Source organism: Clostridium sp. MCC344, assembly GCF_018785365.1.
Classification (GTDB): Bacteria; Bacillota; Clostridia; order Lachnospirales; family Lachnospiraceae; genus Pilosibacter.
On the sequence record NZ_WQPQ01000086.1, the window covers coordinates 112,715 to 137,045 of the forward strand.

Sequence of the window (24,331 nt, forward strand, 5' to 3'; positions counted from 1 at the left end):
TCGAAAATCTTTACTTTTCGAAAAAAATGACTATAATAAAATATCAGGGCTCAAAATCCGGGGATCCGATATCGGTTTACAGATGCCGGATCCCTGAATTCCCAGCCCCGATAAAACATGAATAAGCAGCCATTTTTATTAACAAAATGGTAACAGTTACGCAAAGTGAGCGTATTATGAATGTTCTGCAAAATGCAGTTCATCAGATAAAAGACAGCGGGTAAGATTCAGGACCCGCACAACAAGACATCAAAGGAAGTGAACTACAATGAATATCGTAGACAAATTCGGAAATATCGTGGGAACAGAGGCCATGAAGGATCCGGAGAAAGCACGGCGACTTCTCCTCACCGGTTACCGCATGCAGGAGAAAAAGCTGCAGCTTTTCCCGGACCGCGCACTGCCGGAATCCGGACAGTATGTGGCGAAGATTGTCATGAAGAACATCATTGAAGCGCTTGCAAAACCGGAGCAGGCGGCGATGGTCAGCATTTTTGTCCCGGGCGAGCTCGTGACGGCAGCAGGCCTTACCCCGTACTCGGTGGAGGCGCTGTCCTGCTTTATCGCCGGAACGAAATGTGAGCAGGCATTTTTGAGAAGAACGGAGGAAGAGGGATTCCCCGAGACCATGTGCTCGTACCATAGGGTGTTCCTCGGAGCGGCGCTCAGCGGACTTCTCCCGAAACCGAAATGCACGGTCTACACGAACCTTGCGTGTGACGGCAACATGATGACATTTCCGTATCTGAAAGATAATTTCGGATGCGAGGGCTTTTATATCGATGTTCCGTATGAGAAAAATGAGGACTCCGTAAAATATGTTGCGGACCAGCTGAGAAAGCTGAAGGGATTCCTGGAGGAAGTGACAGGAAAGAAGATCACGGAGGAAGCAGTCGCAAAGGCGGTCGCGAACAGCAGGAAGGCATCTGAAAACTATCGGGCGCAGCTTGCCCTGAGAAAGGACCACGATCCTGTCACATCCCTGACGAATGAATTGTATGCACTCTTCATGTGCCATCTGATGGCCGGATCGGAAGAGGCAGTGAAATACACGAAACTTCTCCTTGAGGATGTGAAGAAAGCCCCGAAGGGCGAAGGACTCCATGTTCTCTGGATGCACATCATGCCGTTTTTGCAGGAGCCGGTGAAGGAAGTATTCAACTACAATCAGAAGATGCACATCCGCGCCTGCGATTTCATCGCCGATGGATTCCAGGAGATGCATCATGAGGATCCGTACGAGGCGATGGCGGAGAAGATGGTAAACTGCATCTATAACGGGAATGTGAACCAGAGGATCGAGGCCGCAAAGAACCTCGCAAAGGAGACGGATGTGGACGGCGCGATCCTGTTTGCCCATTGGGGATGCAAGGGAACGATCGGCGCGTCGAGCCTGATCAAGAGCTCCCTGGAGAAAGACGGACTGCCGACCATGATCCTCGACGGGGACGGATGCAATCCGGCCAACACCAGCGACGGTCAGGTTTCAACGAGACTTCAGGCATTCATTGAAATGCTGGAGAAGGCGAAAAGTGAGTAATCGATTCCAGATAAAAAATATTTGACGAAATGAAGCAAGCTGCGAAAGAGGATTGCGAACATCCTTTGACTTGTAAAAACGAATTGATTACAAAAAGGAGAAAATTTCATGATACATTATGTCTGTAAATACACCCCGATCGAGCTGTTTGCGGGCTTCGGGGAAACATGCGCGGTCCTGGAGGAGATGCCGGAGAACTTCGAGATGTCGGACCAGATCGCCCATGCAAATCTCTGCGGATTCGGAAAATCCGTGATCCAGGCAGTTCTGCAGGGAAAAGCGGATGAGCTTGTCATGGTGAACTGCTGTGACTCCATGCGCCGCGTGTACGATATCGCTGCGAGCACAGGAAAATGCAAATTTCTGTATATGCTGGATCTCCCGCATGACGACAATGAGTGCGAGAAGGAAAAGTTTGCGGCAGCGATCCGCCGCCTGAAAGAGGCGTATGAGAAGTATTCCGGGAAAACATTTGATAAAGCTGCATTTTTCCATTCTTTCGCGAAACTTCGCACAGAGACGAAACCATATATCGGCGTTCTCGGCGTGCGTGTCAGCGGTGTCCTGGAAGACATGATCCGGGAAAACATCCGGATGGATGTGGATAACCTCACCTGTACCGGAGGAAGACGGTTGACAGTGACTCCGGAGGAACTGGAAAAGATGGATGAGGACGCGATGTTCCTCGCCTATGCGGACGGACTTTTGGGGCAGATGCCGTGCTTCCGCATGAACCAGAGTTCAAGGAGAACAGCTCTCTATCTGGACCCGAATTTAAAGGGGATCATTTATCACACGATCAAATTCTGCGATTACTATGGATTTGAGTACGCGAGCATCAAGAAAAACATCAAAGTCCCGCTTTTGAAGATCGAGACGGACTTTACGAGCCAGAGTGCCGGACAGCTTCTGACGAGGATCCAGGCATTCTCGGAGACGATCGAAGGTTCGGAGGACATGGACCCGGGAAAAGGAATCAGCGAGGAGGCAAGAGAGAAGATGGCATCAGGAGTTTATTATGTAGCGGGAATTGACAGCGGATCCACAAGTACCGATGTTGTGATCCTGGATCAGGACGGAAAGATCAAGTCCACGATGATCATCCCGACCGGCGGAGGAGCGACCATGAGCGCGGAGAAGAGCCTGGAGCTGGCCGTGGAGAAAGCGGGAATTAAAAAGGAAGAGATCGTCCGCATTGATACGACAGGATACGGACGTGCCTACATCGACAGTGGTGACGACAGCATCACGGAGATCACCTGCCATGCGAAAGGCGCCCATTATCTGAATCCGAATGTCCGCACTGTCATCGACATCGGCGGACAGGACATCAAGGCGATCAGCATCGATGAGAACGGCGCGGTCAAGAACTTCCTGATGAACGATAAATGTGCGGCCGGAACGGGACGTTTCCTGGAGATGATGGCGAGAACACTGGGACTTTCCCTGGAGGAGATGAGCACGAGAGGTCTGAAATGGAAGAACAATGTGGTGATCTCCAGTATGTGTACCGTGTTCGCAGAGTCGGAGGTCGTATCGCTCGTGGCACAGAATAAAGATGTGGCAGATATCATTCACGGTCTGAATGTGTCCGTTGCTTCCAAGGTCGGCGCGCTGGCGGCCCGCCTCGGACAGAACAATCCTGGCGAGTACATGATGACCGGCGGCGTTGCGCAGAACCAGGGAATCGTTGAGGCGCTGGAGGAGAAACTCGGCGCGAAACTCTATATCTGCGATGAGGCGCAGCTCTGCGGAGCACTCGGTGCGGCATTGTTTGCGTACGAGAAGTGCCAGGCTGCGAAGTAAGGAAAAAGAGTAAAAAATCCGTCATTCCGTCATGAAAACTAATTTCATGGCAGAATGGCGGATTTTGTCTCAGCCAGATAAGCTTTTTGTGGGAGTAGCTGCAAGCGCATCTCATATGTAATTTATGAATGTGATAAATGGTCTGTGCGGATGCTCGTCCCCCGGAACAATGGATTTATCATTGGAATGTAATTCTTTTACCCGATCTTCTTATCTTCCTGAACCGGCTCGCATGTAACATCGATGCCGAGTTTCTTAAAGATATTTTTATCAACATTGGAGAGCATAACGGTCGTGTGGACCTGGCAGCCGCGGAGTTTCGGGAGCTGCTCTAACGCGATCCGGGCGTTGTCATCAGTAGCGGCACAGGTGGAGAGTGCGATCAGCACCTCGTCAGTGTGCAGTCTCGGGTTGACGCTGCCGAGATAGCGGACCTTTAACTCCTGGATCGGAGCGATGGACTCCGGGGAGATCAGGTCGATGGAGTGGTCGATCCCGCCGAGTTCTTTCACAGCGTTTAAGAGAACAGCTGCGGAAGCACCGAGGAGTTCCTTTGTCTTTCCGAGAACGATCTTTCCGTTCGGAAGCTCCATTGCAGCTGCCGGAGCGCCGGTTTTCTTCGCAAGTTCGATGGCAGCCGGAACAACCGGGCGGTCATTCGGGGAGATCTTTGCCTGCTTCATGATGAGCTCGATCTTGTATGCTTCGTTCTGGCAGGAATCGTCTTTTACGACTTTTTCAAGCGCCTGGTAGTAGCGGCGGATGATCTCCTGGCAGGAAGCTTCCCGGCACGCATCATCATCAAAGATGCAGAGTCCGGCCATGTTGACCCCCATATCGGTCGGGGACTTGTACGGGCATTCGCCGAAGATCCCTTCAAAGATCGCGCTCAGCACCGGATAGATCTCAACGTCACGGTTGTAGTTGACGGTAGTCTTTCCGTAAGCTTCCAGATGGAACGGATCGATCATGTTTACGTCGTTTAAGTCAGCGGTAGCGGCCTCGTAAGCTAAGTTTACCGGATGCTTTAACGGGAGGTTCCAGATCGGGAAAGTCTCGAATTTTGCGTATCCGGCCTTTACGCCGCGTTTGTTTTCATGGTAGAGCTGGGAAAGGCAGGTTGCCATCTTTCCGCTTCCCGGTCCCGGAGCTGTGACAACGACGAGCGGACGTGTTGTCTCGACATAATCGTTCTTTCCGTAACCTTCATCGCTGACGATGAGCGGGATATTGCTCGGGTAGCCGTCAATCTCGTAGTGGCGGTAAACCTTAAGACCGAGCTTTTCCAGTTTGTGTTTGAACTGCTGGATCGCCGGTGTGTCAACGTAGCGGGTGATCACGACGCTGCTGACATAGAGTCCGCGGTCGGTGAATACTCGGATCAGGCGCAGCACGTCGAGGTCGTATGTAATGCCCAGATCGTAGCGCACTTTGTTCTTTGTGATATCAGCGGCGTTGATCGCGATGACGATCTCCGCCTGGTCAGCGAGCTGCATCAGCATGCGGAGTTTGCTGTCCGGTTCAAAACCCGGAAGCACGCGGGATGCATGGTAATCATCATACAGCTTGCCGCCGAACTCCAGATATAATTTATCGCCGAATTTGCTGATTCTCTCACGGATATGGTCAGACTGCATGGCGAGGTATTTATCGTTGTCGAAACCCTGCTTAATCATTTGTTCTCTTCTCCTCTTAATCATGATAAATGAAAAGATCCGGTTCAGGGCATTCCTGAAAGACATCCGGGCGGACAAAGCCGTCATGGGGTGGACGTCTGGATCGGTTTCATATTGTTTTATTGTACCCGTCTATCTATTATCCACCAAAAACATCATTTTGAACAGTAGTTTTTTAATTTTTCTTTCCAAAATCCATATACTTATGCTATGATGATGATAACTATGGGAGAAGAACAGGAAGGACAAATATGAAAAAAATGCTATTTGCGTTCTCCATGGCGGGGATCCTGCTGTTATCAGCATGCGGAAGACCGGCAGCGGAGGAGACAGAGGCGGCAGAGACAACAGCGGAAGCGGAGCGTGCGCAGGAGACCAGCGGTGTCCTGGTGATCGAGGATGCCGGAGAAGATAAGAACAAAACAATCTCCGTGCGGATCGTGGATTCCTCGAACCCGGCGCTTCCCGGGCGTGAGGCGAAGAAAGTCCGCGGCATCTACATCACAGGTCCTGTGGCCGGAAATGGGGAAGTCTTAAACGGAGTTCTGGACGGCGCCCTGGCGGCTGGGATCAACGCGGTGGTCATCGACTTTAAGGAGGACCAGGGGAGGATCACATGCCCGGTGAGCGCTGCGACCGTGAATGAGATCGGTGCCAGCATTCCTTACGTCCGTGATATGAAAAGCCTGATCGAAAGCCTGAAGGAACGGGATCTCTATGTGATCGCGAGAGTTGCGGCTTTCCGGGATTCTTACCTTGCGGAGAAGAAGCCGGAGTGGAGTCTGACACTGCCGGACGGAAGTCTGTACCGGGATCGCCAGGGGATGGCCTGGGTGGATCCGTATCGCCACGAAGTCTGGGATTATCTTCTGGAAGTTGGGAATGAGGCGAAGGAACTTGGCTTTGATGAGGTCCAGTTCGATTATCTGAGATTCCCGAATGAGGCATCGGCCGGACAGGTCGTCTACGATGATGCGGTGATCCGGGGACGTTCCAAGACGGATACGATCCTGGAGTGTGCCAATTATTTATATGAAAATCTCGCATCCCAGGGACTTTTCGTGTCGGCAGATGTGTTCGGCACGATCATCGGGAGCGGAGTGGATTCCAGCGCTGTCGGCCAGGATTATACGGAGATGGCGAAGATCCTCGATTATATCTGTCCGATGATCTATCCGTCCCACTACAGTTCCGGAAACTTCGGGCTGGAGCATCCGGACATGGAACCTTATAAGACGATCTTCGGAGCGCTCCAGAAGTCCGGAAAAGTCCTGCTGGACGCGTCGAGAGCCGATAACCATGAGAGCCGCCAGGCGATTGTGCGCCCGTGGCTTCAGGACTTTACGGCGACATACCTCGGAGAGGGCAATTATATCACCTACGGGGCCGCTGAGGTCGCAGAGGAAGTCCGCGCCGTGCAGGATGCCGGATATGAGGAATGGATGCTGTGGAGCGCTGCGAATAAATACCACTTAGAGGGACTTTCTGCGGACGGAAGCAGCGCGGCTGCGGCGGAAGTTTCGACAGAAACTTCTGAAGAAGGCGAGACAGCGGGTGAAGATGCTGACGGGACTTCTGAGGCTGAGTCCGCGGCAGAAACCGCGCAGCAATAGAAAAGTATGCTATTGTACACGGGCAGAAATTTCCTAAACTGAAAATTCTGCAACATACAGCAGAAATCGAAAAATATAGTCACAAAACTTTATGTCTGGACCGGCCGGCGTCTGAAAAACGCCTGTCGGCCTGACAGAGCAGAGAGTAAAGTCATAGAACCTTATGCCAAAGGAGACACCGTCCTGAAAGGGGCGGCCGGACCCGGCAGAATGGAGAACAAAAAATGGAACAGATTCGTAAAACACCAGTGCCGGGAGAATTCTACCGGCACTTTAAAAATAAGTTATACCAGATCATTGCGGTCGCAACCCACTCGGAGACCGGGGAGGAGATGGTCGTCTACCAGGCTCTGTACGGAGATTTCAAGGTGTGGGTGCGCCCGTTATCGATGTTTTTAGAGGAGGTCGACCGGGAGAAATACCCGGATGCGGCCCAGAAATACAGGTTTGAGAGAGTACGTCTCGTGAAACCGAAAGATGCAGGTCAGTCCGGAACGAAATCAGCTCCTGAAAATGCCCAGCCGGAAAAAAATGATGCGAAAACCATTGATCAGGACGCAAAAAATCCGGCAGCGAAACAGTCAGCAGCGGCCAGCGAAAGCAGGAACGTGCAGATGACAGCCGGACAGGCGCCGGAGGAAGAACCGACGGTCAGCCAGGATCTTCTGGACTTCTTTGATGCGATGGACGAGAAGAATTACGACCGGATGCTGGAATGTCTGACGAAGCTTTCCGCGCATGCGACCCGGAAGGAACTCGATGACATCTGTCTGGTCCTGGACATCAATCCGCCGGCTGGCTGTGATGATAGCTTGTCTCAGATCATGTTCATCAAGCGCCACCTGGCGATGATCAGAAAGTTTGACGGGGAGAGATTGCGTTGACAGAAAAGGAAAATTCTTATGAGCGCCCGACCTTTAATATAGAAGAAGAGCTGAAAAAACTCCCAGCATCGCCGGGAGTTTATCTCATGCATGATAAGCACGATGAGATCATATATGTAGGAAAAGCGATCAGCTTAAAGAACCGTGTGCGCCAGTATTTCCAGAGCAGCCGCAACAAGACTGCGAAGATCGAAAAGATGGTCTCGAGGATCGCCCGGTTTGAGTACATCATCACAGATTCGGAGCTGGAGGCACTCGTTCTGGAGTGCAACCTGATCAAGGAACACAGACCTCGTTATAATACGATGTTAAAGGATGACAAGACGTATCCTTATATCAAGGTTACGACGGACGAGCCGTTCCCGAGAGTCCTGTTCTCCAGAACGATGAAGAAGGACAAATGCCGGTATTTCGGACCGTACACCAGCGCCGGGGCGGTAAAGGACACGATCGATCTGATCCACAAGCTCTGGAAGATCCGGACATGCAGCAGGAACCTTCCGAAAGATATCGGAAAGGACCGCCCGTGTCTGAATTACCACATTAAACAGTGCTCGGCACCCTGCCAGGGCTATATCTCCGAGGCAGAATATAAAAAGTCCGTCTCCGAGGTCATCGAGTTCCTGGACGGAAAATATACGCCGGTCTTGACGATGCTGGAGGAGAAGATGATGGCGTCCTCCGATGCGATGGAGTATGAGCAGGCCATCGAGTACCGGGAACTCTTAAACAGTGTGAAGCAGGTCGCCCAGAAGCAGAAGATCACGAGCCAGAGCATGGAGGACCGCGATGTGATCGCCATGGCGCGGGATGAGGCGGATGCGGTGGTCCAGGTATTCTTTGTCCGCGACGGAAAGATGATCGGACGGGAACATTTCCGTGTCTCCGCGTCTACGGCGGACAATAATTATCAGATCATCGGAAGCTTCGTAAAGCAGTTCTACGCGGGAACTCCGTTTATCCCGAGAGAGATCTGGGTTCAGGAAAAGTTCCCGGAGATGGACCTGATCGCGGAATGGCTCACGAAGCGCCGCGGGCAGGCGGTAAAATTCCTGGTCCCGAAAAAAGGGCAGAAAGAGCGCCTGGTGGAGCTTGCGGAGAAGAACGCGAAGCTTGTGCTCGATCAGGATAAAGATAAGATCAAGCGGGAGGAGCTCCGGACCATCGGCGCCATGAACCAGGTGGGCGAGTGGCTGGGACTTGGAAAAGTCCGCCGGATGGAGGCCTACGATATCTCCAACATCAGCGGGTTTGAGTCGGTCGGCTCGATGGTGGTCTTTGAGGATGGAAGACCGAAGAGGAATGACTACCGGAAATTTAAGATCAGGACGGTCCAGGGCCCGAACGATTACGCGTCCATGGAGGAGGTCCTGACGCGCCGGTTTACCCACGGGATGGAGGAGCTGGAAGAAGAAAGGAAGAACCGGGAAGACGGAGAGGAAGCACTGGACGGAAGATTCGGAAGCTTTACGAGATTCCCGGATCTGATCCTCATGGACGGCGGACGCGGACAGGTGAATATCGCACTGAAGGTCCTCGATGAGCTGCGGCTCGATATCCCGGTCTGCGGCATGGTAAAGGACGACAACCACCGGACGAGAGGTCTCTACTATAATAATGTGGAGATCCCGATCGACCGCCATTCCGAGGGATTCAAGCTTGTGACGAGGATCCAGGATGAGGCCCACCGGTTTGCGATCGAATATCACAGGAGTCTGCGAAGCAAAGCACAGGTCCATTCGATCCTGGATGATATTGAAGGGATCGGTCCGGCGAGAAGAAAGGCGCTGATGCGGAGATTTAAGTCACTGGAAGCGGTGCGGGACGCCTCCCTGGAGGAACTTGAGAGTACAGAGGGAATGAATAAGCGCGCGGCGGAGAGTGTGTATACGTATTTCCGTGAAAAAGACCGTATGCCTCAGATCTCAGAGTAGATGAAAATTTCGTGCCCCCAAAACTGTATCATACGGAATTTTCAGTTCAGAAAATTCCTACCCGTGAGAAGTAACAATTTCGTGACATTCTGCCCGTGATATGATAGGATGAAGATAACTGTGCGCAGAGAGAAAAAGACTGAAGAGAAGTGTTCAAAGTCAGCACGATGCGAAGCCGTCAGACTCTGCGGGACTGCCGGTTTGGAGTTAAAACAGGAACAAAAAGAACAATCGCAGGTTATGTATGTCAGCAGACAGATACAGAAAGGAGAACTTCATCATGTACGGAGTTACCATAGCCGAATTAATAGAAAAAATGGATTTCAAAAACCTGACACCGGAGCTGGATTCCGAAAAGATCGTCGTTTCCCACCCGGATGTCAATCGTCCGGCGCTTCAGCTCACCGGATTTTACGCGCATTTTGACAACGAGCGCGTGCAGATGATCGGAAATGTGGAGATCGCATATCTCTCCGGACTTTCCAGAGAGCGCAGGATTGCGATGTATGACAAGCTGATCTCCAGCAAGATCCCGTGCCTCGTATTTTGCAGAAATCAGATTCCGGAGCCGGAGGTTACAGAACTCTGCAGCCACTACGGTGTTCCATGTCTTCTCTCCTCGAAACCGACATCCGACACGATGGCGGAGGTCATCCGCTGGTTAAAGGCAAAGCTTGCTCCGTGCATCAGTATCCACGGAGTTCTTGTCGATGTATTCGGCGAAGGCGTCCTGATCACAGGTGAGAGCGGGATCGGTAAGAGTGAGGCGGCTCTGGAGCTGATCAAACGAGGTCACCGTCTCGTCAGCGACGATGTGGTGGAGATCCGCAAGGTCAGCGATGAAACACTTGTCGGCTCTGCCCCGGATATCACAAGATACCTGATCGAGGTGCGCGGGATCGGCATCATCGATGTAAAGACCCTGTTTGGCGTCGAGAGCGTCAAGGACACCCAGTCCATCGACATGGTCATCAAACTCGAAGAGTGGGATAAGAATAAGGAATATGACCGCCTCGGTCTTGAAGACCAGTACACGGAATTCCTTGGAAATAAAGTGATCTGCCACAACATTCCGGTCCGTCCAGGACGTAACCTGGCAGTCATCGTAGAGTCTGCGGCGGTCAATTACCGTCAGAAAAAGATGGGATACAATGCGGCCCAGGAACTCTACAACCGCGTGCAGGCGAACATCGCGAAACGCAGCGAATGATCGCACAGCCTGCTCTGGATAAAAGTGCAGGTGGAATTATATAAGAAGGAGAAACATTCATGGAAATCAGAACAAATGAGCCGATGGCGCGGCACACATCGTTCCGCGTCGGCGGCCCGGCAGACCGGTTCATGATTCCGGAATCAGAGGGAGAACTCCGCGAGGCAGTTCTGGACTGTAAAGCGTCCGGAAAGCCGTGGTACATGGTCGGAAACGGGAGCAATCTCCTCGTGGGAGATAAAGGCTTTCGAGGCACGATCATCAGCACGGAGCGGCTTACGGAGCTGGAGGTTTATAAAAACGAAAACAGTATCATCGCCGGAGCCGGTGTGATGCTCTCAAAGCTTGCGAACACGGCGGCGAGAGAGAAGCTTACCGGTCTGGAATTTGCGGCGGGCATTCCCGGGACCGTCGGCGGCGCAGTCATGATGAACGCGGGTGCATATGGTTCCGAGATGAAGAACGTGCTCTTGTGGGCGGACGTGATGGACCGGTACGGGACGGTAAAGCGGCTGAAGAATGAGGAGCTGGAGCTCGGATACAGAACGAGTGCGCTGGAGCGCCGTGGTCTCTTCGCAGTGCGCGCAGCGTTTAGCCTGACAACGGGTGATCCGGGCGCGATCCGGGAAAAGATGGAAGAACTCGCGGCAAAGCGAAAAGAAAAACAGCCGTTAGAGTATCCGAGCGCCGGAAGCACCTTTAAGAGGCCGGAGGGATATTTTGCCGGAAAGCTGATCGAGGATGCCGGATTGAAGGGATTTTCTGTCGGAGGCGCAGCAGTTTCCGAAAAACACGCAGGTTTCGTGATCAATAAGGATCATGGAACGGCGGCGGATATCCTGGAACTCTGCAATGAGGTGAAACGACGGGTGAAGGAAAATTCCGGCGTGGATCTGGAGATGGAAGTAAAATTATTAGGGGATTTCTAGGAGAGTTTACGGGCAGGAGTTTTCCGAATGGAAAATCCTGCGGGATATAGTTGCGTTCGCAGATTCTGTGTACAGCAGCTTTCTAAGAATACAGGGAGGAAGATCTCGTTGAGACTTGTAATCGTGACCGGAATGTCGGGAGCCGGAAAGACAACGGCATTAAAAACACTGGAAGACATGGGCTTTTACTGTGCCGACAACCTGCCGGTCCTTCTGATCGAAAAATTTGCGGAGCTGGTCATGAACGGACAGAGCGAAAAACAGGATATCGCCCTAGGGGTAGACGTGCGCAGCGGTGAGGAACTGCCGTATCTTGAGACGATCATCCGGAAATGGAGAGAGAACAAATATCCGTTCTCGATCCTGTTTCTGGACTCCTCCGATGAAGTCCTGATCAAGCGTTTTAAGGAGACGAGACGGAGCCATCCGCTCTCAAGGACGGGGCGCGTGGAAAAAGGGATCGAGCTGGAGCGGGAAAAACTCGCTTTCCTGAAAAAAGAGGCCGACCAGGTCATCGACACCAGCAGACTTCTGACAAAGGAGCTGCGCCATGAGCTGGAGAATCTTTACCGGGGAAACGACGGACACAGCAGCATGTTTATCACGGTCCTGAGCTTCGGCTTCAAATACGGGATCCCGGCGGACGCGGACCTCGTGTTTGATGTGCGGTTCCTCCCGAATCCTTACTATGTGGAAGAACTGCGGTTTCACACGGGAACAGAAAAAGCGGTGCAGGACTATGTGATGCAGGGCGGCACCGGGGAAGAATTCCTGAAGAAACTGAATGACCTTCTGGAATTTGTGATCCCGAAGTATGAACAGGAAGGAAAAACGCAGCTTGTGATCGCGATCGGGTGCACCGGCGGACGTCATCGTTCGGTGACGATCGCAGGAGAAGTATTTAAGCGTCTGACGGAGTCCGGGCGGTATGAGATCCGGCTGGAACACAGAGACGCGGGGAAGGATGGAGGAAAGTAGTCATGTCTTTCTCTTCCAGGATCAAGGAAGAACTTTCCAGGCATATGAGCGCAGCAAGGCACTGCCAGATCGCTGAGATCGCAGCGATCTTAAGTCTTTGCGGTCGGATCCAGATCTCCGGAGACGATCATTACAGCATCAAGATCCATACAGAAAATGTGACGGTTGCCAGAAAGTGCTTTACATTATTGAGAAAAACATTTAATATAGAAACTGACATTTCTATACGGAGGAACGCGCATCTTGGGAAAAACAGGATCTATTCAGTCTGTGTCAAACAGCATGAGGACGCGCTCCGTGTATTGAAAGCCACAAAACTTCTATCGGAAGACGGGGAGATTGGGGAGAATCTTTCTGTGGTGGGAAATGTGGTCGTCCAGAACCCCTGCTGCCGCAGGGCATTTTTGCGCGGCGCTTTTCTCGCATCAGGATCGATCAGTGATCCGGAGAAGTTTTACCATTTTGAGATCGTCTGCGCGACAGAGCCCAAAGCGCGCCAGATCCAGTCCATTATGGCGACGTTTGATATCGATGCAAAAATTGTCATCCGCAAACGCTACTATGTGGTATATATTAAAGAGGGAAGCCAGATCGTAGATATCCTGAATGTGATGGAAGCCCATCTGTCACTGATGGAGCTGGAGAACATCCGCATTTTAAAAGAAATGCGCGGAAATGTAAACCGCCAGGTCAACTGCGAGACGGCAAATATTAACAAGACAGTGTCTGCTGCCGTGAAACAGATCGAGGATATCGAATTTATCCGCGACACGGTGGGATTTGAAAGTCTCCCGGATGGTCTTGCGCAGATCGCGCGGGCAAGACTTCTGAAACCTGAGGCGACACTGAAGGAACTGGGCGAAGACCTGGAACCGCCGGTTGGAAAATCCGGTGTCAATCACCGCCTGAGAAAGCTTGGTGAGATGGCGGAAAAATTGCGGGACCAGGGGACAGATAGCTGAATGGAAATTGGTTACTTCCATTCTTTTGTGCAATTGAGGAGGATTATTATGACAAAACGTACGGTGACCATTGAACTTGCTTCTGGTCTGGAGGCTCGTCCGATCGCAATGTTAGTACAGCTTGCGAGCAGCTACGAGAGCACGATCTACGTCCAGAGCGATAACAAAAAGATCAATGCGAAGAGCATTATGGGCATGATGACCCTTGATCTTCCGGTCGGCGAGCAGGTGATCGTGACAGCGGACGGAGTGGACGAAGAAAAAGCAGTAAACGATATTGAAAAATATCTGAGTAATAACTAAGGAATAAGTCCGTAAAAAAATATATTCAAACAACGGGACTGCCGCCTTTCGGGGCGGCGGTCTTTTTCTGATAAATGAGAAAGAAACGGAGGAGACAGATGGCATTTACACACTTGCACGTCCATACAGAGTACAGTCTTCTGGACGGATCCAGTAAAATCGGAGAGCTGGCGGCCCGGGCGAAGGAACTCGGCATGGATAGCATGGCGATCACCGATCACGGTGTCATGTACGGTGTGATCGATTTTTACCGTGCGGCCCGCGCGGCGGGGATCAAACCGATCATCGGCTGCGAGGTGTACGTCTCCCCCGGATCGAGATTTGACCGGGAGACCGTTCACGGTGAGGACCGGTATTACCATCTGGTCCTTCTTGCGGAAAACAATACCGGTTACCAGAATCTGATGAAGATCGTCTCCAAAGGCTTTGTGGACGGCTTCTACTACAAACCGAGGATTGATGAGGAGGTCATGCGGGAGTATCACGAGGGGATCATCGCGCTGAGCGCCTGCCTGGCTGGTGAAGTTCCGAGATATCTGGAAAAAGGACTCTACGAGGAGGCGAAGGAGGCGGCAAAGCGCCACCTGGAGATCTTCGGTGAGGGAAACTATTTCCTGGAACTCCAGGACCACGGTATCCCGCTGCAGCGCCAGGTCAACCAGGGGATCATGCGCCTCTCAAAAGAACTGAACATCCCGTTAGTGGCGACAAACGACTGCCACTATATCAACGCCGAGGACTGGGAGGCCCACGACATCCTGCTCTGCATCCAGACGGGAAAGAAAGTCTCCGATGAGAACCGTATGCGCTACGAGGGCGGACAGTACTATGTAAAATCCGAGGAGGAGATGCGGCAGCTCTTCCCGTATGCCCCAGAAGCGATCGAGAACACCCATAAGATCGCGGAACGCTGCAACGTGGAGATCGAGTTCGGCGTCACAAAACTGCCGCGGTTTGATGTGCCGGATGGATACGATTCCTGGGGCTATTTAAACCACCTCTGCGATGAAGGATTTGCACTGCGCTACCCGGATGATGACGGGACACTCCGAGCCCGCCTCGACTATGAACTCGGAACCATCAAGAGCATGGGATATGTGGACTACTTCCTGATCGTGTGGGACTTCATCAACTTCGCGAAATCCCACGGGATCGCGGTGGGACCGGGACGAGGTTCCGCGGCGGGAAGTATCGTGGCATACTGCTTAAAGATCACGGACATCGATCCGATCCGCTACCAGCTTCTCTTTGAGCGTTTCTTAAACCCGGAACGAGTCTCCATGCCTGATATCGACGTGGATTTCTGCTACGAGCGCCGTCAGGAAGTCATCGACTATGTCGTGGAAAAGTACGGAAAAGACCAGGTGGCGCAGATCGTGACCTTCGGTACCCTGGCGGCCCGCGGTGTGATCCGCGATGTGGGCCGTGTCATGGACCTTCCGTACAGCCTGTGTGACCAGGTGTCGAAGATGGTGCCGGCAGAGCTCAACATCACGCTCGATCTGGCGCTGCAGAAGAATCCGGAGCTGAAGGCGCTCTATGAGTCGGATGAGCAGGTGAAAAAGCTCATCGATATGAGTAAGCGGCTGGAAGGACTCCCGCGCCACACCTCGATGCACGCGGCTGGCGTCGTGATCTCAAGGACCTCCATCGATGAGTACGTCCCGTTATCGCGAGGCGCCGACGGAACGATCGTGACCCAGTTTACAATGACGACGCTGGAAGAACTGGGACTTTTAAAGATGGACTTCCTGGGACTGCGCACGCTCACCGTGATCCAGGATGCTGTGAAGATGATCGAGAAAGACTATGGTGTGAAACTTGATCTGGAACACATCGATTATGATGATAAAAAAGTCATGGATTCTCTCGGGACCGGAAAGAACGAGGGCGTGTTCCAGCTGGAAAGCGGCGGCTTCAAGACCTTCATGAAGGAACTGAAGCCGACAACACTGGAAGATATCATCGCCGGAATCTCCCTCTACCGTCCGGGTCCAATGGATTTCATCCCGAAGTATTTAAAGGGAAAAAATGACCCGGCATCCATCACCTACACCTGCCCGCAGCTGGAGCCGATCTTAAAGCCGACCTACGGCTGTATCGTTTACCAGGAGCAGGTTATGCAGATCGTAAGGGACCTGGCCGGATATACGCTCGGTCGAAGTGACCTTGTGCGCCGTGCCATGTCGAAGAAAAAAGGGGCAGTCATGGCGAAGGAGCGCCAGAACTTCGTCTACGGAAACGCCGAGGAGGGCGTAAAGGGCTGTATCGCGAACGGCATCGATGAGAAGACCGCGAACCAGATCTACGATGACATGACGGACTTCGCGAAATACGCCTTCAATAAGTCCCATGCAGCAGCTTACGCGGTGGTCGCTTATCAGACGGCATTTTTGAAATTCTACTATCCGAAGGAATTTATGGCAGCGCTCATGACCTCCGTGATGGACAACACGACGAAGGTCTCCGAGTATATCCTTGCCTGCCGGAACATGGGAATTCCGATCCTGCCGCCGGATATCAACGAGGGATACAGCGGGTTCTCCGTATCGGGGAACGGCATCCGCTACGGACTCTCCGCGATCAAGAGTGTGGGACGCGCTGTTGTGGACGTGATCATTGCGGAGCGTGAGAACGGCGGACTCTTTAAGAGTCTTGACGATTTTGTGTCGAGAATGTCGAACAAGGAAGTCAATAAGAGAACACTTGAGAGCTTCATAAAATCGGGTGCGCTGGATACGCTTCCGGGAACGAGAAAACAGAAGCTCATCGTCTCCGGTGACCTGCTGGAGAGCAAAGCCAGGGAGAAAAAGACGGTCATGGAAGGCCAGCTTAGCTTTTTTGATCTCGCCCCGGAGGAAGAAAAGAACAATTTCCAGATCACATTCCCGAACGTGGGAGAGTACGACAAGCAGACGCTGTTAGCCTTCGAAAAAGAGACGATCGGCATCTATGTCAGCGGCCATCCGATGGAAGAGTACCGGGAACTCTGGGAGAAAAATGTGACAGCAAAAACCTCCGATTTTGTCGTTGACGAGGAGGGAAAGACCGTTGTGGAGGATAATTCCAATGTGGTCATCGGCGGAATGATCACGTCAAAAAAGGTAAAAACTACAAAGACAAACCAGCTCATGGCATTCATCACGATCGAGGATCTTGTGGGCACAGTGGAAGTCCTCGTGTTTCCGAAGATCTACGAGAAGAACCGTCCGTCATTTACCGAGGAAAACAAGGTATTTGTCCGCGGCCGGGCATCCATCGGCGACGATCCGGTCGGAAAGCTCATCTGCGAGGAAGTGATCCCGTTTACGGACATCCCAAATGAACTCTGGCTCCAGTTTGAGAACCAGGCATTCTACGAGAGCCATATCGATGATGTCATGGCGGCACTCCGGGATTCCGATGGAAAAGACAGAGTGATCATGTATCTGAAGGAAGAGCGGAAGATGCGGAGACTTTCCGAAAACTGGGCAGTTCTTGCAGGGCCGGATCTCCTCGGCCGCCTGTACCGGATTCTTGGTGAAAAAAATGTCAAGGTTGTGCAAAAGGTCATTGAAAAGAAGGGGAAAGTGTATTAAAATATGTACGTATATGGCGAATGATCGACAGAATCTTTTTTGGAGGAAAACCAGTATGGCAAAGAAAGAAGTCAGAACGATCGGAGTATTGACCAGCGGCGGCGATGCCCCTGGAATGAACGCGGCAATTCGTGCGGTTGTAAGAACCGCTATCAATAAAGGACTGAAGGTAAAGGGGATCATGCGTGGTTACGCCGGACTCCTTCAGGAAGAAATCGTAGATATGGACAGTGTGAGCGTTGCGGATACGATCAACCGCGGCGGTACGATCCTCTACACGGCCCGCTGTGAGGAATTCACGACCGAGGAAGGTCAGAAGCGCGGCGCCGAAGTCTGCAGAAAACATGGAATTGACGGGATCGTCGTGATCGGAGGAGACGGTTCCTTCCGCGGTGCCGGAAAGCTTTCCGCCCTCGGGATCAACACCATCGGTCTTCCGGGAACGATCGACCTCGATATTGCCTGTACCGACTATACGATCGGTTTCGACACCGCGGTGAATACGGCGATGGAAGCGATCGATAAAGTCCGTGATACATCCACATCCCATGAACGATGCAGTATCATCGAGGTTATGGGAAGAAATGCCGGATATATCGCTCTCTGGTGCGGCATTGCAAACGGTGCGGAGGATATTCTTCTTCCGGAGCGCTATGACGGAAACGAGCAGTACCTGATCAACCGGATCATCGAGAACAGAAAGCGCGGCAAAAAACACCACATTATCATCAACGCTGAGGGAATCGGACACTCCACTTCCATGGCGAGAAGGATCGAAGCGGCAACCGGGATTGAGACGAGAGCTACGATCATCGGACATATCCAGAGAGGCGGAACCCCGACCTGTAAGGACCGTGTGTACGCATCGATCATGGGAGCCCGCGCGGCGGAGCTTCTCGCGGAAGGAAAGAGCAACCGGATCGTTGCCTACAAAGACGGAAAATTTGTAGATTTCGATATCCAGGAAGCATTAAATATGAAGAAAGACATCCCGGAGGAGCAGTACGAGGTGAGCAAACTTCTCGTGCGCTGATCACTGCGGGAGATGACTGCCGGCTGCGGGATGCAGGCGGCAGCAGTAAAGGAGCAGGAACATGAGTATCAGAGAGGACGAAAAGATCGCCCCGCACTGTGAGTTTATTCATGTCCACGACAAGGTGGTAAAACAGGTGATGGACGTGATGCCGGAAGGCGAGGAACTCCAGAATCTTGCGGAATTTTTCCGGATCTTCGGAGATTCCACGAGGATCAGGATCCTGTATGCGCTCAGCCAGTCGGAGTTATGTGTGTGTGACATCGCAAGTCTTCTCGGAATGGGACAGTCCGCGATCTCCCACCAGCTTCGGATCCTGAAACAGATGCGCCTTGTCAAGTTCCGCAGGGAAGGAAAGAGTGTTCTCTACTCTCTTGCGGACGGTCACATCCAGACGATCCTCGCGCAGGGTATGGAGCACATAGGAGAATAAGATATGAAATTCACAAAGATGCAGGGCATCGGAAATGATTATGTATATGTAAACTGTTTTGAAGAGACAGTGGAAGATCCCTGTGAGACGGCAAAGATGGTCAGCGACCGTCACTTCGGGATCGGTTCAGATGGTCTGATCCTGATCAAACCGTCAGATGTAGCGGACTGCCAGATGGATATGTATAATCTGGACGGATCCCGTGGTGCCATGTGCGGAAACGGGATCCGCTGTGTAGGAAAATATGCCTATGATCACGGGATCGTAGATAAACCGGAGATCGACGTGGAGACTCCGTCCGGGATCAAGCACCTGTCCATGAAAGTAAAGGATGGAAAGGTGGAACTTGTGACGGTGGATATGGGACGTCCGGTTCCGACGTCTGAAATCGGAGAACCGATCACGGTCGACGGAAAAGAGTACCGCTTTACCGGAGTTTCCATGGGAAATCCGCATGCGGTAGTATTTATGGACGGGATCAAGGATCTGGAGATCGAAAAGATCGGTCCGTCCTTTGAGAGTCATGAGAGATTCCCGGATCGCACCAATACAGAATTTGTGGAGGTTGTGGACCGCGGACATGTCAATATGCGTGTCTGGGAGCGCGGCTCCGGAGAGACTCTGGCATGCGGAACAGGTGCATGTGCGACTGTGGTCGCGTGCATCTTAAATGGTCTTACCGATGACGAAGTCCGCGTGACTCTGCTCGGCGGCGATCTTCTGATCCGCTGGGACAGAGAAAAAGACACGGTATTTATGGCAGGACCGGCAGCGGAAGTATTTCACGGAGAGATCTGAGTACGCTCGTGCCTGCAAAGACGCGCACGGTAAGCGCGGATAAAACACGAACCCAGTAATTGACCGGTGGTCATATACCGCAGCAACGCGGAGCCGCTGGGCGGTTATCTGTATATAGAGAAGAAGTTCCGGACATGTGACACAATACAAAAACCTGAAAACCGGGACAAAGGAGAGAATTATGGATCATATTGATCGCGAAATTCTGCAGATCCTGCAGCACAATGCGAGAGCATCCCTGAAAATGATCGCGGAGAAGACGTTTCTTTCTTCCCCTGCGGTTTCGGCGCGAATTGAAAAACTGGAGAAAGATGGGATCATCACGTCCTACCAGGCACAGATCGACCCGATGAAACTCGGATATCACATCCTTGCGTTCATCAACCTCAATGTGCTTCCGGAGGATAAGCAGAAATTCTATCACTATGCGGAAGGGATCCCAAATATTCTGGAATGCAGCAGCGTGACGGGAGAATTTTCTGTGATCATGAAAGTTGCTTTTGAGAGTACGATGCAGCTTGACAGCTTCCTTGGTCAGCTCCAGAAATTCGGAAAGACTAGCACACAGGTGGTATTCGCCACCCACGTAGGTCCGAGAGGCGTGCAAGTACAGGAATAGGAATACATACGAAACATGAAAAGGACATCTGAACGAGAGATACGATGGGTATTTCTGGTTCAGGTGTCCTTTTTAGTCTTCTTATAAAACCGCGACCAATGCCGCCACGATCGGAATCGAGATCATGGACAACAGTGTGGAGATGCAGATCCCCCTCGACACGAGGGTCACATCCCGGTTGTATTCCATACAGAGCATGGACACGTTTCCGGCGATCGGGCAGCCGGAGAGGATCGTAGAGATCTCTAAAAGTATGCGGTCCCTGATAAAGAATCTCAGAACGAGGAAGGTGATCACCGGGAGAACGAGAAGCTTCAGGAAGGAGAAGAGGTACAGCTCCCGGTCAGTAAATACAGTGGAAAATCTGACTCCGGCCAGGGTGGATCCGATGACGATCATCGCTAACGGTGTTGTTGTGGCGCCCACAGTGGAAAACAGGCTGACTGCATGCTGCGGGAGATGGATATCTAAAAGATAAATGCCGATCGCAAGGAACGCGGACAGGATTCCGGGGGAGAGAAGCTTTTTGACGCTGAAATGTCTGTTTTTTGCGTCATCCCGTGATAACAGATATACCCCATAACTGAACAGACTCAGGTTAAACGTCATCATGAAGATCGAAACATGCAGCACATACTCTCCGCCATAGAGCGTAGAGATGATCGGGATCCCCATGAATCCAAGATTGCTGTAATTTAACATCAGCTCATAGGTCGGATCCCAGCAGATGATCTTCTGGATAAAATGGCAGACCACATGGGCCACCAGGAAGATGGAGACCGCTGCAATAAAGATCGGCAGCATCTCCTGATCATGGGCCATGTCTGACCCGGTAACCGCGTTTAAGATCGTTGCGGGCAGGGAGATATTGACGATAAAACGGGAGACCTTCGACTCAAAGGTCTTATCGATCACGCCGAAGCGATTGGCGAGATAGCCGGTGAGCATTAAGAGAAAGAGACTTATCATCTGGTTGAATACGATTAGCATAGTAATGAGATCCTTTCATGAGATTGCCAGAAAAAGTTTTAAGACATGGATGGCGCAGGTCTGGTAATTTATGAATATGATATCATAAATGTATGAAAAAGGGAGAATAATTTTGGCAAAGCAGAACAGTGTCATTATTGATCCGGGACATGGCGGAAGTGATCCGGGAGCGGTATATGGGAACAGACGGGAGAAAGACGATACGCTGGCATTGGCCTATGATATCGGAAATGCTCTGGAACAGCGCGGAATCCGGGTGGAGTACACGAGGATCGGTGATATATACAACAGTCCATATGAGAAGGCGGAAATCGGGAACAGGTCTGCGGCAGATTTGTTTTTATCCATTCACCGGAATGCCATGCCGGTGCCGGGAACAGGTTCCGGGACGATGAGTCTGATCTTCGGGAGGGGCGGCGATGCAGAGACGTTTGCGAGGAATATCAATAAGGAACTTGCAAAGACAGGCTGGAAAGACTTGGGGATCAGCGAGCGGCCAAATCTCGTAGTCCTCAGGGACACGGCGCTTCCGGCGGTTCTCGTGGAGGTTGGATTTATCGATAATGAGAACGACAATGATTTCTTCGATGCAAATATGAGACAGACCGCAGATGCGATCGCGGATGGAATCGTGCGGACGTTTGCGGAGCAGGAAAAGCAGACGTCAGATGTGGAGGAACCGGGATTCTATATGGTGCAGACCGGTATCTACCGGGTGCGGACCAACGCGGAAAGGGAGATGGAACGGCTGAAAGCTCAGGGATTCCCTGCGTTCATGACTTTTAAGGATGGATTTTACTATGTCCGCGCAGGGGCATTCCGGAACATGGAAAACGCTGTGCGGCAGGAGCAGGAGCTTCGAAAGCTGGGATATCCGACATTACTTGTTAAAACTTGAAAAACACTGAAAACATCGCAAAAAAGACTTAAAATTCCTGCGGAGATATGTTAAAATACAGATAGAATAAAAAGTATTCCCGCGTTTTTTTAGGTACAACTGCCGAAAGGCAGAAGGGGAAGAAGGAGGCATCTATGGCTGAGAATAAAAAATTTGTGATCACGGTCGGAAGACAGTACGGAAGCGGCGGAGCGGAGATGGCGAAGCGTCTCGGTGAGCGTCTTGGGCTCCATGTTTACGATAAGGAGATCTTAAAGATGACCTCCGAGGAGAGCGGGATCCGCGAGAGTTATTTCCACCTGGCGGATGAAAAGGCCGGAAATAAGCTGTTATACCGGATCATCCATTCCCTGATCCCGGAGAATGGAACCCCGTCATTGGGTTCTGACCTGATCTCTTCCGATAACCTGTTCCGGTTTCAGTCATCGGTCATCCGAAAACTGGCGCAGGAGGAATCCTGCATTATTATCGGTCGGTGCGCCGACTATGTCCTCGACGGGACGGAAAATCTTGTCCGGATCTTCGTGTACGCAGAGATCGAGGAGAGGATCAACAAGGTCCGTGAAAAGGGATATTTCCCGGAGGAAGATATCTTAAAGAATATCAAACGGATCGACCGGGAACGCCGTGATTACTACCGTTATTATACCGGAAAGAGCTGGGAGAATCTGGAAAACTATGATCTGATGATCAATACCACAAAACTTTCCTACGATGAGATGGTGGAGTGCGTGATCGACTATCTGAAAATGCGCGGACTTATTGCAAAATAGAGGGAAATACGATAGAATATAGGCGGCTTGATCGTAGGCCGCCTTTTTCTTTTCTGTGCTATGTATCTGCAGGGAACTGCCGGTGGCGGGTTCTGCAGGTAATCATGCGTTGGAGATAAACGGTTGAAAAATTGCTCCGGAAATGAGAAAAGGGCAGACATTTGAAAAAAGCAGGATCCACAGGCGGAATTGTTTGATACGGAGCTTTCGAATTGGAAAATCTGATTTGTGGAATGTAACAGGAGAGGAACAATAAATGAAGATCACACGCCCGATCCGCGCCGTCCTTTTTGATATGGACGGTGTCATGGTAGACAGTGAATTTGTATATATGAAGTATCTGCTGGAATTCGCGAAGGAGAAGAATCCGGCGGTGAAAATGGAAGATATCAACCCGATGGTGGGACGGAGCAGACAGGACAGCTGGACTGTCATGGAGCAGGCTGTCAATAACGGGGAAAACTGGGAAACGCTGATCAGAGAGTGGGCGGACCGGGATATCTACAGCCAGATCGATTACCGGAAGATCTTTCGCCCGGAGATGAAGGCAACGGTGCAGGAATTAAAACGCAGGGGATATATCGTCGCACTTGTATCATCGACCGGACCAAAGCTGATCTCCAGGATCGTTGAAGAGGTTGGCATGCGCCCGGAATTTGACCTCATCGTCAGTGGAAAGCAGTTTAAACAGAGCAAACCGAATCCGGAGATCTATCACTATACAGCGGATACTCTGGGAATCCGTGAGGACGAGTGCTTTGTTGTGGAGGATTCTACCGTGGGCATCGAGGCGGCATACCGCGCCGGAATGTCGATCGCAGGCCTTAAAGATGACCGGTTCGGATTCGACCAGAGTAAGGCGGATTATCATATCGATTCAATATCTGATATTTTAAAATACCTGTAAGTTTCGCGAAACAACTAAGCTTTAAAAAGACTGGACAGGTAATATAACAATATAAAAATCACACTATATGACAGGAAACGGAGCAAACATATATCATGGCAGAAAACAACAATAAACAGGAAAACATCATCCTCTGCGGCGCAAACTCATACCAGCAGAAATATTACTTCAACGAAAAATTCAAACTTCTCCCGGAAAACATCAAAAAGGAACTTCAGATCATGTGCGTTCTCTTTACAGAGGATGTGGGCGGCATTCTCTTTCTGGAATTCACCCCGGAAGGAAACCTCGAGTTCCGTGTGGAAGCGGAGGACCAGGACTATCTCTTCGATGAGATCGGAAGTGGTCTTAAGATCCGCCAGTACCAGAGAGAAAAAAAGGAACTCTTAGAATCTTTGGAGTTATTCTACCGCGTGGTATTTCTCGGCGGCAAGCTGGAAGACCAGCTGGAAAAAGAAGGAGAATAA

The 24,331-nt window shown here is 51.4% G+C and carries 21 protein-coding genes; 19 read left to right on the forward strand and 2 right to left on the reverse strand.

Features of this window, described 5'->3' with window-relative positions; genetic code table 11:
* Nucleotides 1-268: 268 nt before the first annotated feature.
* On the forward strand, nt 269-1,540 hold the full coding sequence (locus tag GPK90_RS17305; RefSeq protein ID WP_118532320.1) for a 2-hydroxyacyl-CoA dehydratase subunit D: 1,272 nt from the start codon (nt 269-271) through the stop codon (nt 1,538-1,540).
* Between the two features lie 108 nt (nt 1,541-1,648).
* Nucleotides 1,649-3,346 carry an acyl-CoA dehydratase activase gene (locus GPK90_RS17310; RefSeq protein ID WP_118532318.1) on the forward strand — a complete coding sequence of 566 codons (1,698 nt, stop codon included), beginning with the start codon at nt 1,649-1,651 and terminating at the stop codon, nt 3,344-3,346.
* Nucleotides 3,347-3,543: 197 nt separating this feature from the next.
* Here the strand turns inward: GPK90_RS17310 and GPK90_RS17315 are convergent, their stop codons facing one another.
* Nucleotides 3,544-5,022 (reverse strand): DUF1846 domain-containing protein, encoded by a 1,479-nt coding sequence (locus GPK90_RS17315; protein WP_252197570.1) that lies wholly within the window; start codon nt 5,020-5,022, stop codon nt 3,544-3,546.
* Between the two features lie 251 nt (nt 5,023-5,273).
* On the opposite strand from GPK90_RS17315, the gene GPK90_RS17320 reads away from it, so the two are divergent.
* From GPK90_RS17320 to GPK90_RS17380, 13 genes are all read left to right on the forward strand, one after another.
* On the forward strand, nt 5,274-6,635 hold the full coding sequence (locus GPK90_RS17320) for a putative glycoside hydrolase (RefSeq protein WP_215703541.1): 1,362 nt from the start codon (nt 5,274-5,276) through the stop codon (nt 6,633-6,635).
* Between the two features lie 224 nt (nt 6,636-6,859).
* The gene (locus tag GPK90_RS17325) at nt 6,860-7,519 is read left to right on the forward strand and encodes a DUF1653 domain-containing protein (protein ID WP_243022328.1); all 660 of its coding nucleotides are present in this window, start codon (nt 6,860-6,862) and stop codon (nt 7,517-7,519) included.
* A complete protein-coding gene (gene uvrC / locus GPK90_RS17330; protein ID WP_118532314.1) occupies nt 7,516-9,453 on the forward strand; it encodes an excinuclease ABC subunit UvrC in 1,938 nt (645 codons plus the stop codon). The genes GPK90_RS17325 and uvrC overlap by 4 nt, the downstream gene beginning before the upstream one ends.
* 280 nt (nt 9,454-9,733) lie before the next feature.
* The gene (gene hprK, locus GPK90_RS17335) at nt 9,734-10,663 is read left to right on the forward strand and encodes an HPr(Ser) kinase/phosphatase (RefSeq protein ID WP_118532421.1); all 930 of its coding nucleotides are present in this window, start codon (nt 9,734-9,736) and stop codon (nt 10,661-10,663) included.
* A 59-nt stretch (nt 10,664-10,722) separates the two neighbouring features.
* Nucleotides 10,723-11,592, forward strand: coding sequence for a UDP-N-acetylmuramate dehydrogenase (murB, locus tag GPK90_RS17340; protein ID WP_118298940.1), 870 nt, complete (start codon nt 10,723-10,725; stop codon nt 11,590-11,592).
* A 108-nt stretch (nt 11,593-11,700) separates the two neighbouring features.
* The gene (gene rapZ / locus GPK90_RS17345; protein ID WP_118298941.1) at nt 11,701-12,570 is read left to right on the forward strand and encodes an RNase adapter RapZ; all 870 of its coding nucleotides are present in this window, start codon (nt 11,701-11,703) and stop codon (nt 12,568-12,570) included.
* 2 nt (nt 12,571-12,572) lie between these two features.
* The gene (whiA, locus tag GPK90_RS17350; protein WP_118298942.1) at nt 12,573-13,532 is read left to right on the forward strand and encodes a DNA-binding protein WhiA; all 960 of its coding nucleotides are present in this window, start codon (nt 12,573-12,575) and stop codon (nt 13,530-13,532) included.
* Between the two features lie 48 nt (nt 13,533-13,580).
* Nucleotides 13,581-13,835, forward strand: coding sequence for an HPr family phosphocarrier protein (locus GPK90_RS17355; RefSeq protein WP_118298943.1), 255 nt, complete (start codon nt 13,581-13,583; stop codon nt 13,833-13,835).
* 98 nt (nt 13,836-13,933) lie between these two features.
* Nucleotides 13,934-17,413 (forward strand): DNA polymerase III subunit alpha, encoded by a 3,480-nt coding sequence (locus GPK90_RS17360; protein WP_215703542.1) that lies wholly within the window; start codon nt 13,934-13,936, stop codon nt 17,411-17,413.
* Nucleotides 17,414-17,468: 55 nt separating this feature from the next.
* Nucleotides 17,469-18,446, forward strand: coding sequence for a 6-phosphofructokinase (pfkA, locus tag GPK90_RS17365; RefSeq protein ID WP_118532310.1), 978 nt, complete (start codon nt 17,469-17,471; stop codon nt 18,444-18,446).
* Between the two features lie 61 nt (nt 18,447-18,507).
* Complete coding sequence (locus GPK90_RS17370) at nt 18,508-18,879, forward strand: ArsR/SmtB family transcription factor (protein WP_118298946.1); 372 nt, start codon at nt 18,508-18,510, stop codon at nt 18,877-18,879.
* Between the two features lie 3 nt (nt 18,880-18,882).
* A complete protein-coding gene (gene dapF, locus GPK90_RS17375) occupies nt 18,883-19,677 on the forward strand; it encodes a diaminopimelate epimerase (RefSeq protein WP_118298947.1) in 795 nt (264 codons plus the stop codon).
* A gap of 181 nt (nt 19,678-19,858) precedes the next feature.
* Nucleotides 19,859-20,296 (forward strand): Lrp/AsnC family transcriptional regulator, encoded by a 438-nt coding sequence (locus GPK90_RS17380; protein WP_118532306.1) that lies wholly within the window; start codon nt 19,859-19,861, stop codon nt 20,294-20,296.
* 81 nt (nt 20,297-20,377) lie between these two features.
* Here GPK90_RS17380 and GPK90_RS17385 read toward each other — a convergent pair whose 3' ends face one another.
* Complete coding sequence (locus tag GPK90_RS17385) at nt 20,378-21,286, reverse strand: AEC family transporter (protein WP_215703543.1); 909 nt, start codon at nt 21,284-21,286, stop codon at nt 20,378-20,380.
* A gap of 112 nt (nt 21,287-21,398) precedes the next feature.
* On the opposite strand from GPK90_RS17385, the gene GPK90_RS17390 reads away from it, so the two are divergent.
* The 4 genes from GPK90_RS17390 to GPK90_RS17405 all read left to right on the forward strand — a co-directional run bounded on the left by GPK90_RS17390 (nt 21,399) and on the right by GPK90_RS17405 (nt 24,331).
* Nucleotides 21,399-22,184 (forward strand): N-acetylmuramoyl-L-alanine amidase, encoded by a 786-nt coding sequence (locus tag GPK90_RS17390; protein ID WP_142412465.1) that lies wholly within the window; start codon nt 21,399-21,401, stop codon nt 22,182-22,184.
* Between the two features lie 134 nt (nt 22,185-22,318).
* Nucleotides 22,319-22,957: a cytidylate kinase-like family protein gene (locus GPK90_RS17395; RefSeq protein WP_118298951.1), complete on the forward strand. Its 639-nt coding sequence runs from the start codon at nt 22,319-22,321 to the stop codon at nt 22,955-22,957.
* A gap of 256 nt (nt 22,958-23,213) precedes the next feature.
* Nucleotides 23,214-23,864 (forward strand): HAD family hydrolase, encoded by a 651-nt coding sequence (locus GPK90_RS17400; protein ID WP_215703544.1) that lies wholly within the window; start codon nt 23,214-23,216, stop codon nt 23,862-23,864.
* A 95-nt stretch (nt 23,865-23,959) separates the two neighbouring features.
* Entirely contained in the window at nt 23,960-24,331 is a 372-nt protein-coding gene (locus tag GPK90_RS17405; protein ID WP_117470040.1) for a DUF6145 family protein, read from the forward strand.

Coding starts and splice junctions, on each gene's coding strand:
- GPK90_RS17315 (WP_252197570.1), bottom strand. CDS start 5,022: ATGATTAAGCAGGGTTTCGACAACGATAAATACCTCGCCATGCAGTCT.
- GPK90_RS17370 (WP_118298946.1), top strand. CDS start 18,508: ATGAGTATCAGAGAGGACGAAAAGATCGCCCCGCACTGTGAGTTTATT.
- GPK90_RS17385 (WP_215703543.1), bottom strand. CDS start 21,286: ATGCTAATCGTATTCAACCAGATGATAAGTCTCTTTCTCTTAATGCTC.
- GPK90_RS17380 (WP_118532306.1), top strand. CDS start 19,859: ATGGATCATATTGATCGCGAAATTCTGCAGATCCTGCAGCACAATGCG.
- GPK90_RS17305 (WP_118532320.1), top strand. CDS start 269: ATGAATATCGTAGACAAATTCGGAAATATCGTGGGAACAGAGGCCATG.
- GPK90_RS17405 (WP_117470040.1), top strand. CDS start 23,960: ATGGCAGAAAACAACAATAAACAGGAAAACATCATCCTCTGCGGCGCA.
- pfkA (WP_118532310.1), top strand. CDS start 17,469: ATGGCAAAGAAAGAAGTCAGAACGATCGGAGTATTGACCAGCGGCGGC.
- dapF (WP_118298947.1), top strand. CDS start 18,883: ATGAAATTCACAAAGATGCAGGGCATCGGAAATGATTATGTATATGTA.
- whiA (WP_118298942.1), top strand. CDS start 12,573: ATGTCTTTCTCTTCCAGGATCAAGGAAGAACTTTCCAGGCATATGAGC.
- GPK90_RS17400 (WP_215703544.1), top strand. CDS start 23,214: ATGAAGATCACACGCCCGATCCGCGCCGTCCTTTTTGATATGGACGGT.
- murB (WP_118298940.1), top strand. CDS start 10,723: ATGGAAATCAGAACAAATGAGCCGATGGCGCGGCACACATCGTTCCGC.
- hprK (WP_118532421.1), top strand. CDS start 9,734: ATGTACGGAGTTACCATAGCCGAATTAATAGAAAAAATGGATTTCAAA.
- GPK90_RS17355 (WP_118298943.1), top strand. CDS start 13,581: ATGACAAAACGTACGGTGACCATTGAACTTGCTTCTGGTCTGGAGGCT.
- GPK90_RS17395 (WP_118298951.1), top strand. CDS start 22,319: ATGGCTGAGAATAAAAAATTTGTGATCACGGTCGGAAGACAGTACGGA.
- GPK90_RS17320 (WP_215703541.1), top strand. CDS start 5,274: ATGAAAAAAATGCTATTTGCGTTCTCCATGGCGGGGATCCTGCTGTTA.
- GPK90_RS17310 (WP_118532318.1), top strand. CDS start 1,649: ATGATACATTATGTCTGTAAATACACCCCGATCGAGCTGTTTGCGGGC.
- GPK90_RS17325 (WP_243022328.1), top strand. CDS start 6,860: ATGGAACAGATTCGTAAAACACCAGTGCCGGGAGAATTCTACCGGCAC.
- GPK90_RS17360 (WP_215703542.1), top strand. CDS start 13,934: ATGGCATTTACACACTTGCACGTCCATACAGAGTACAGTCTTCTGGAC.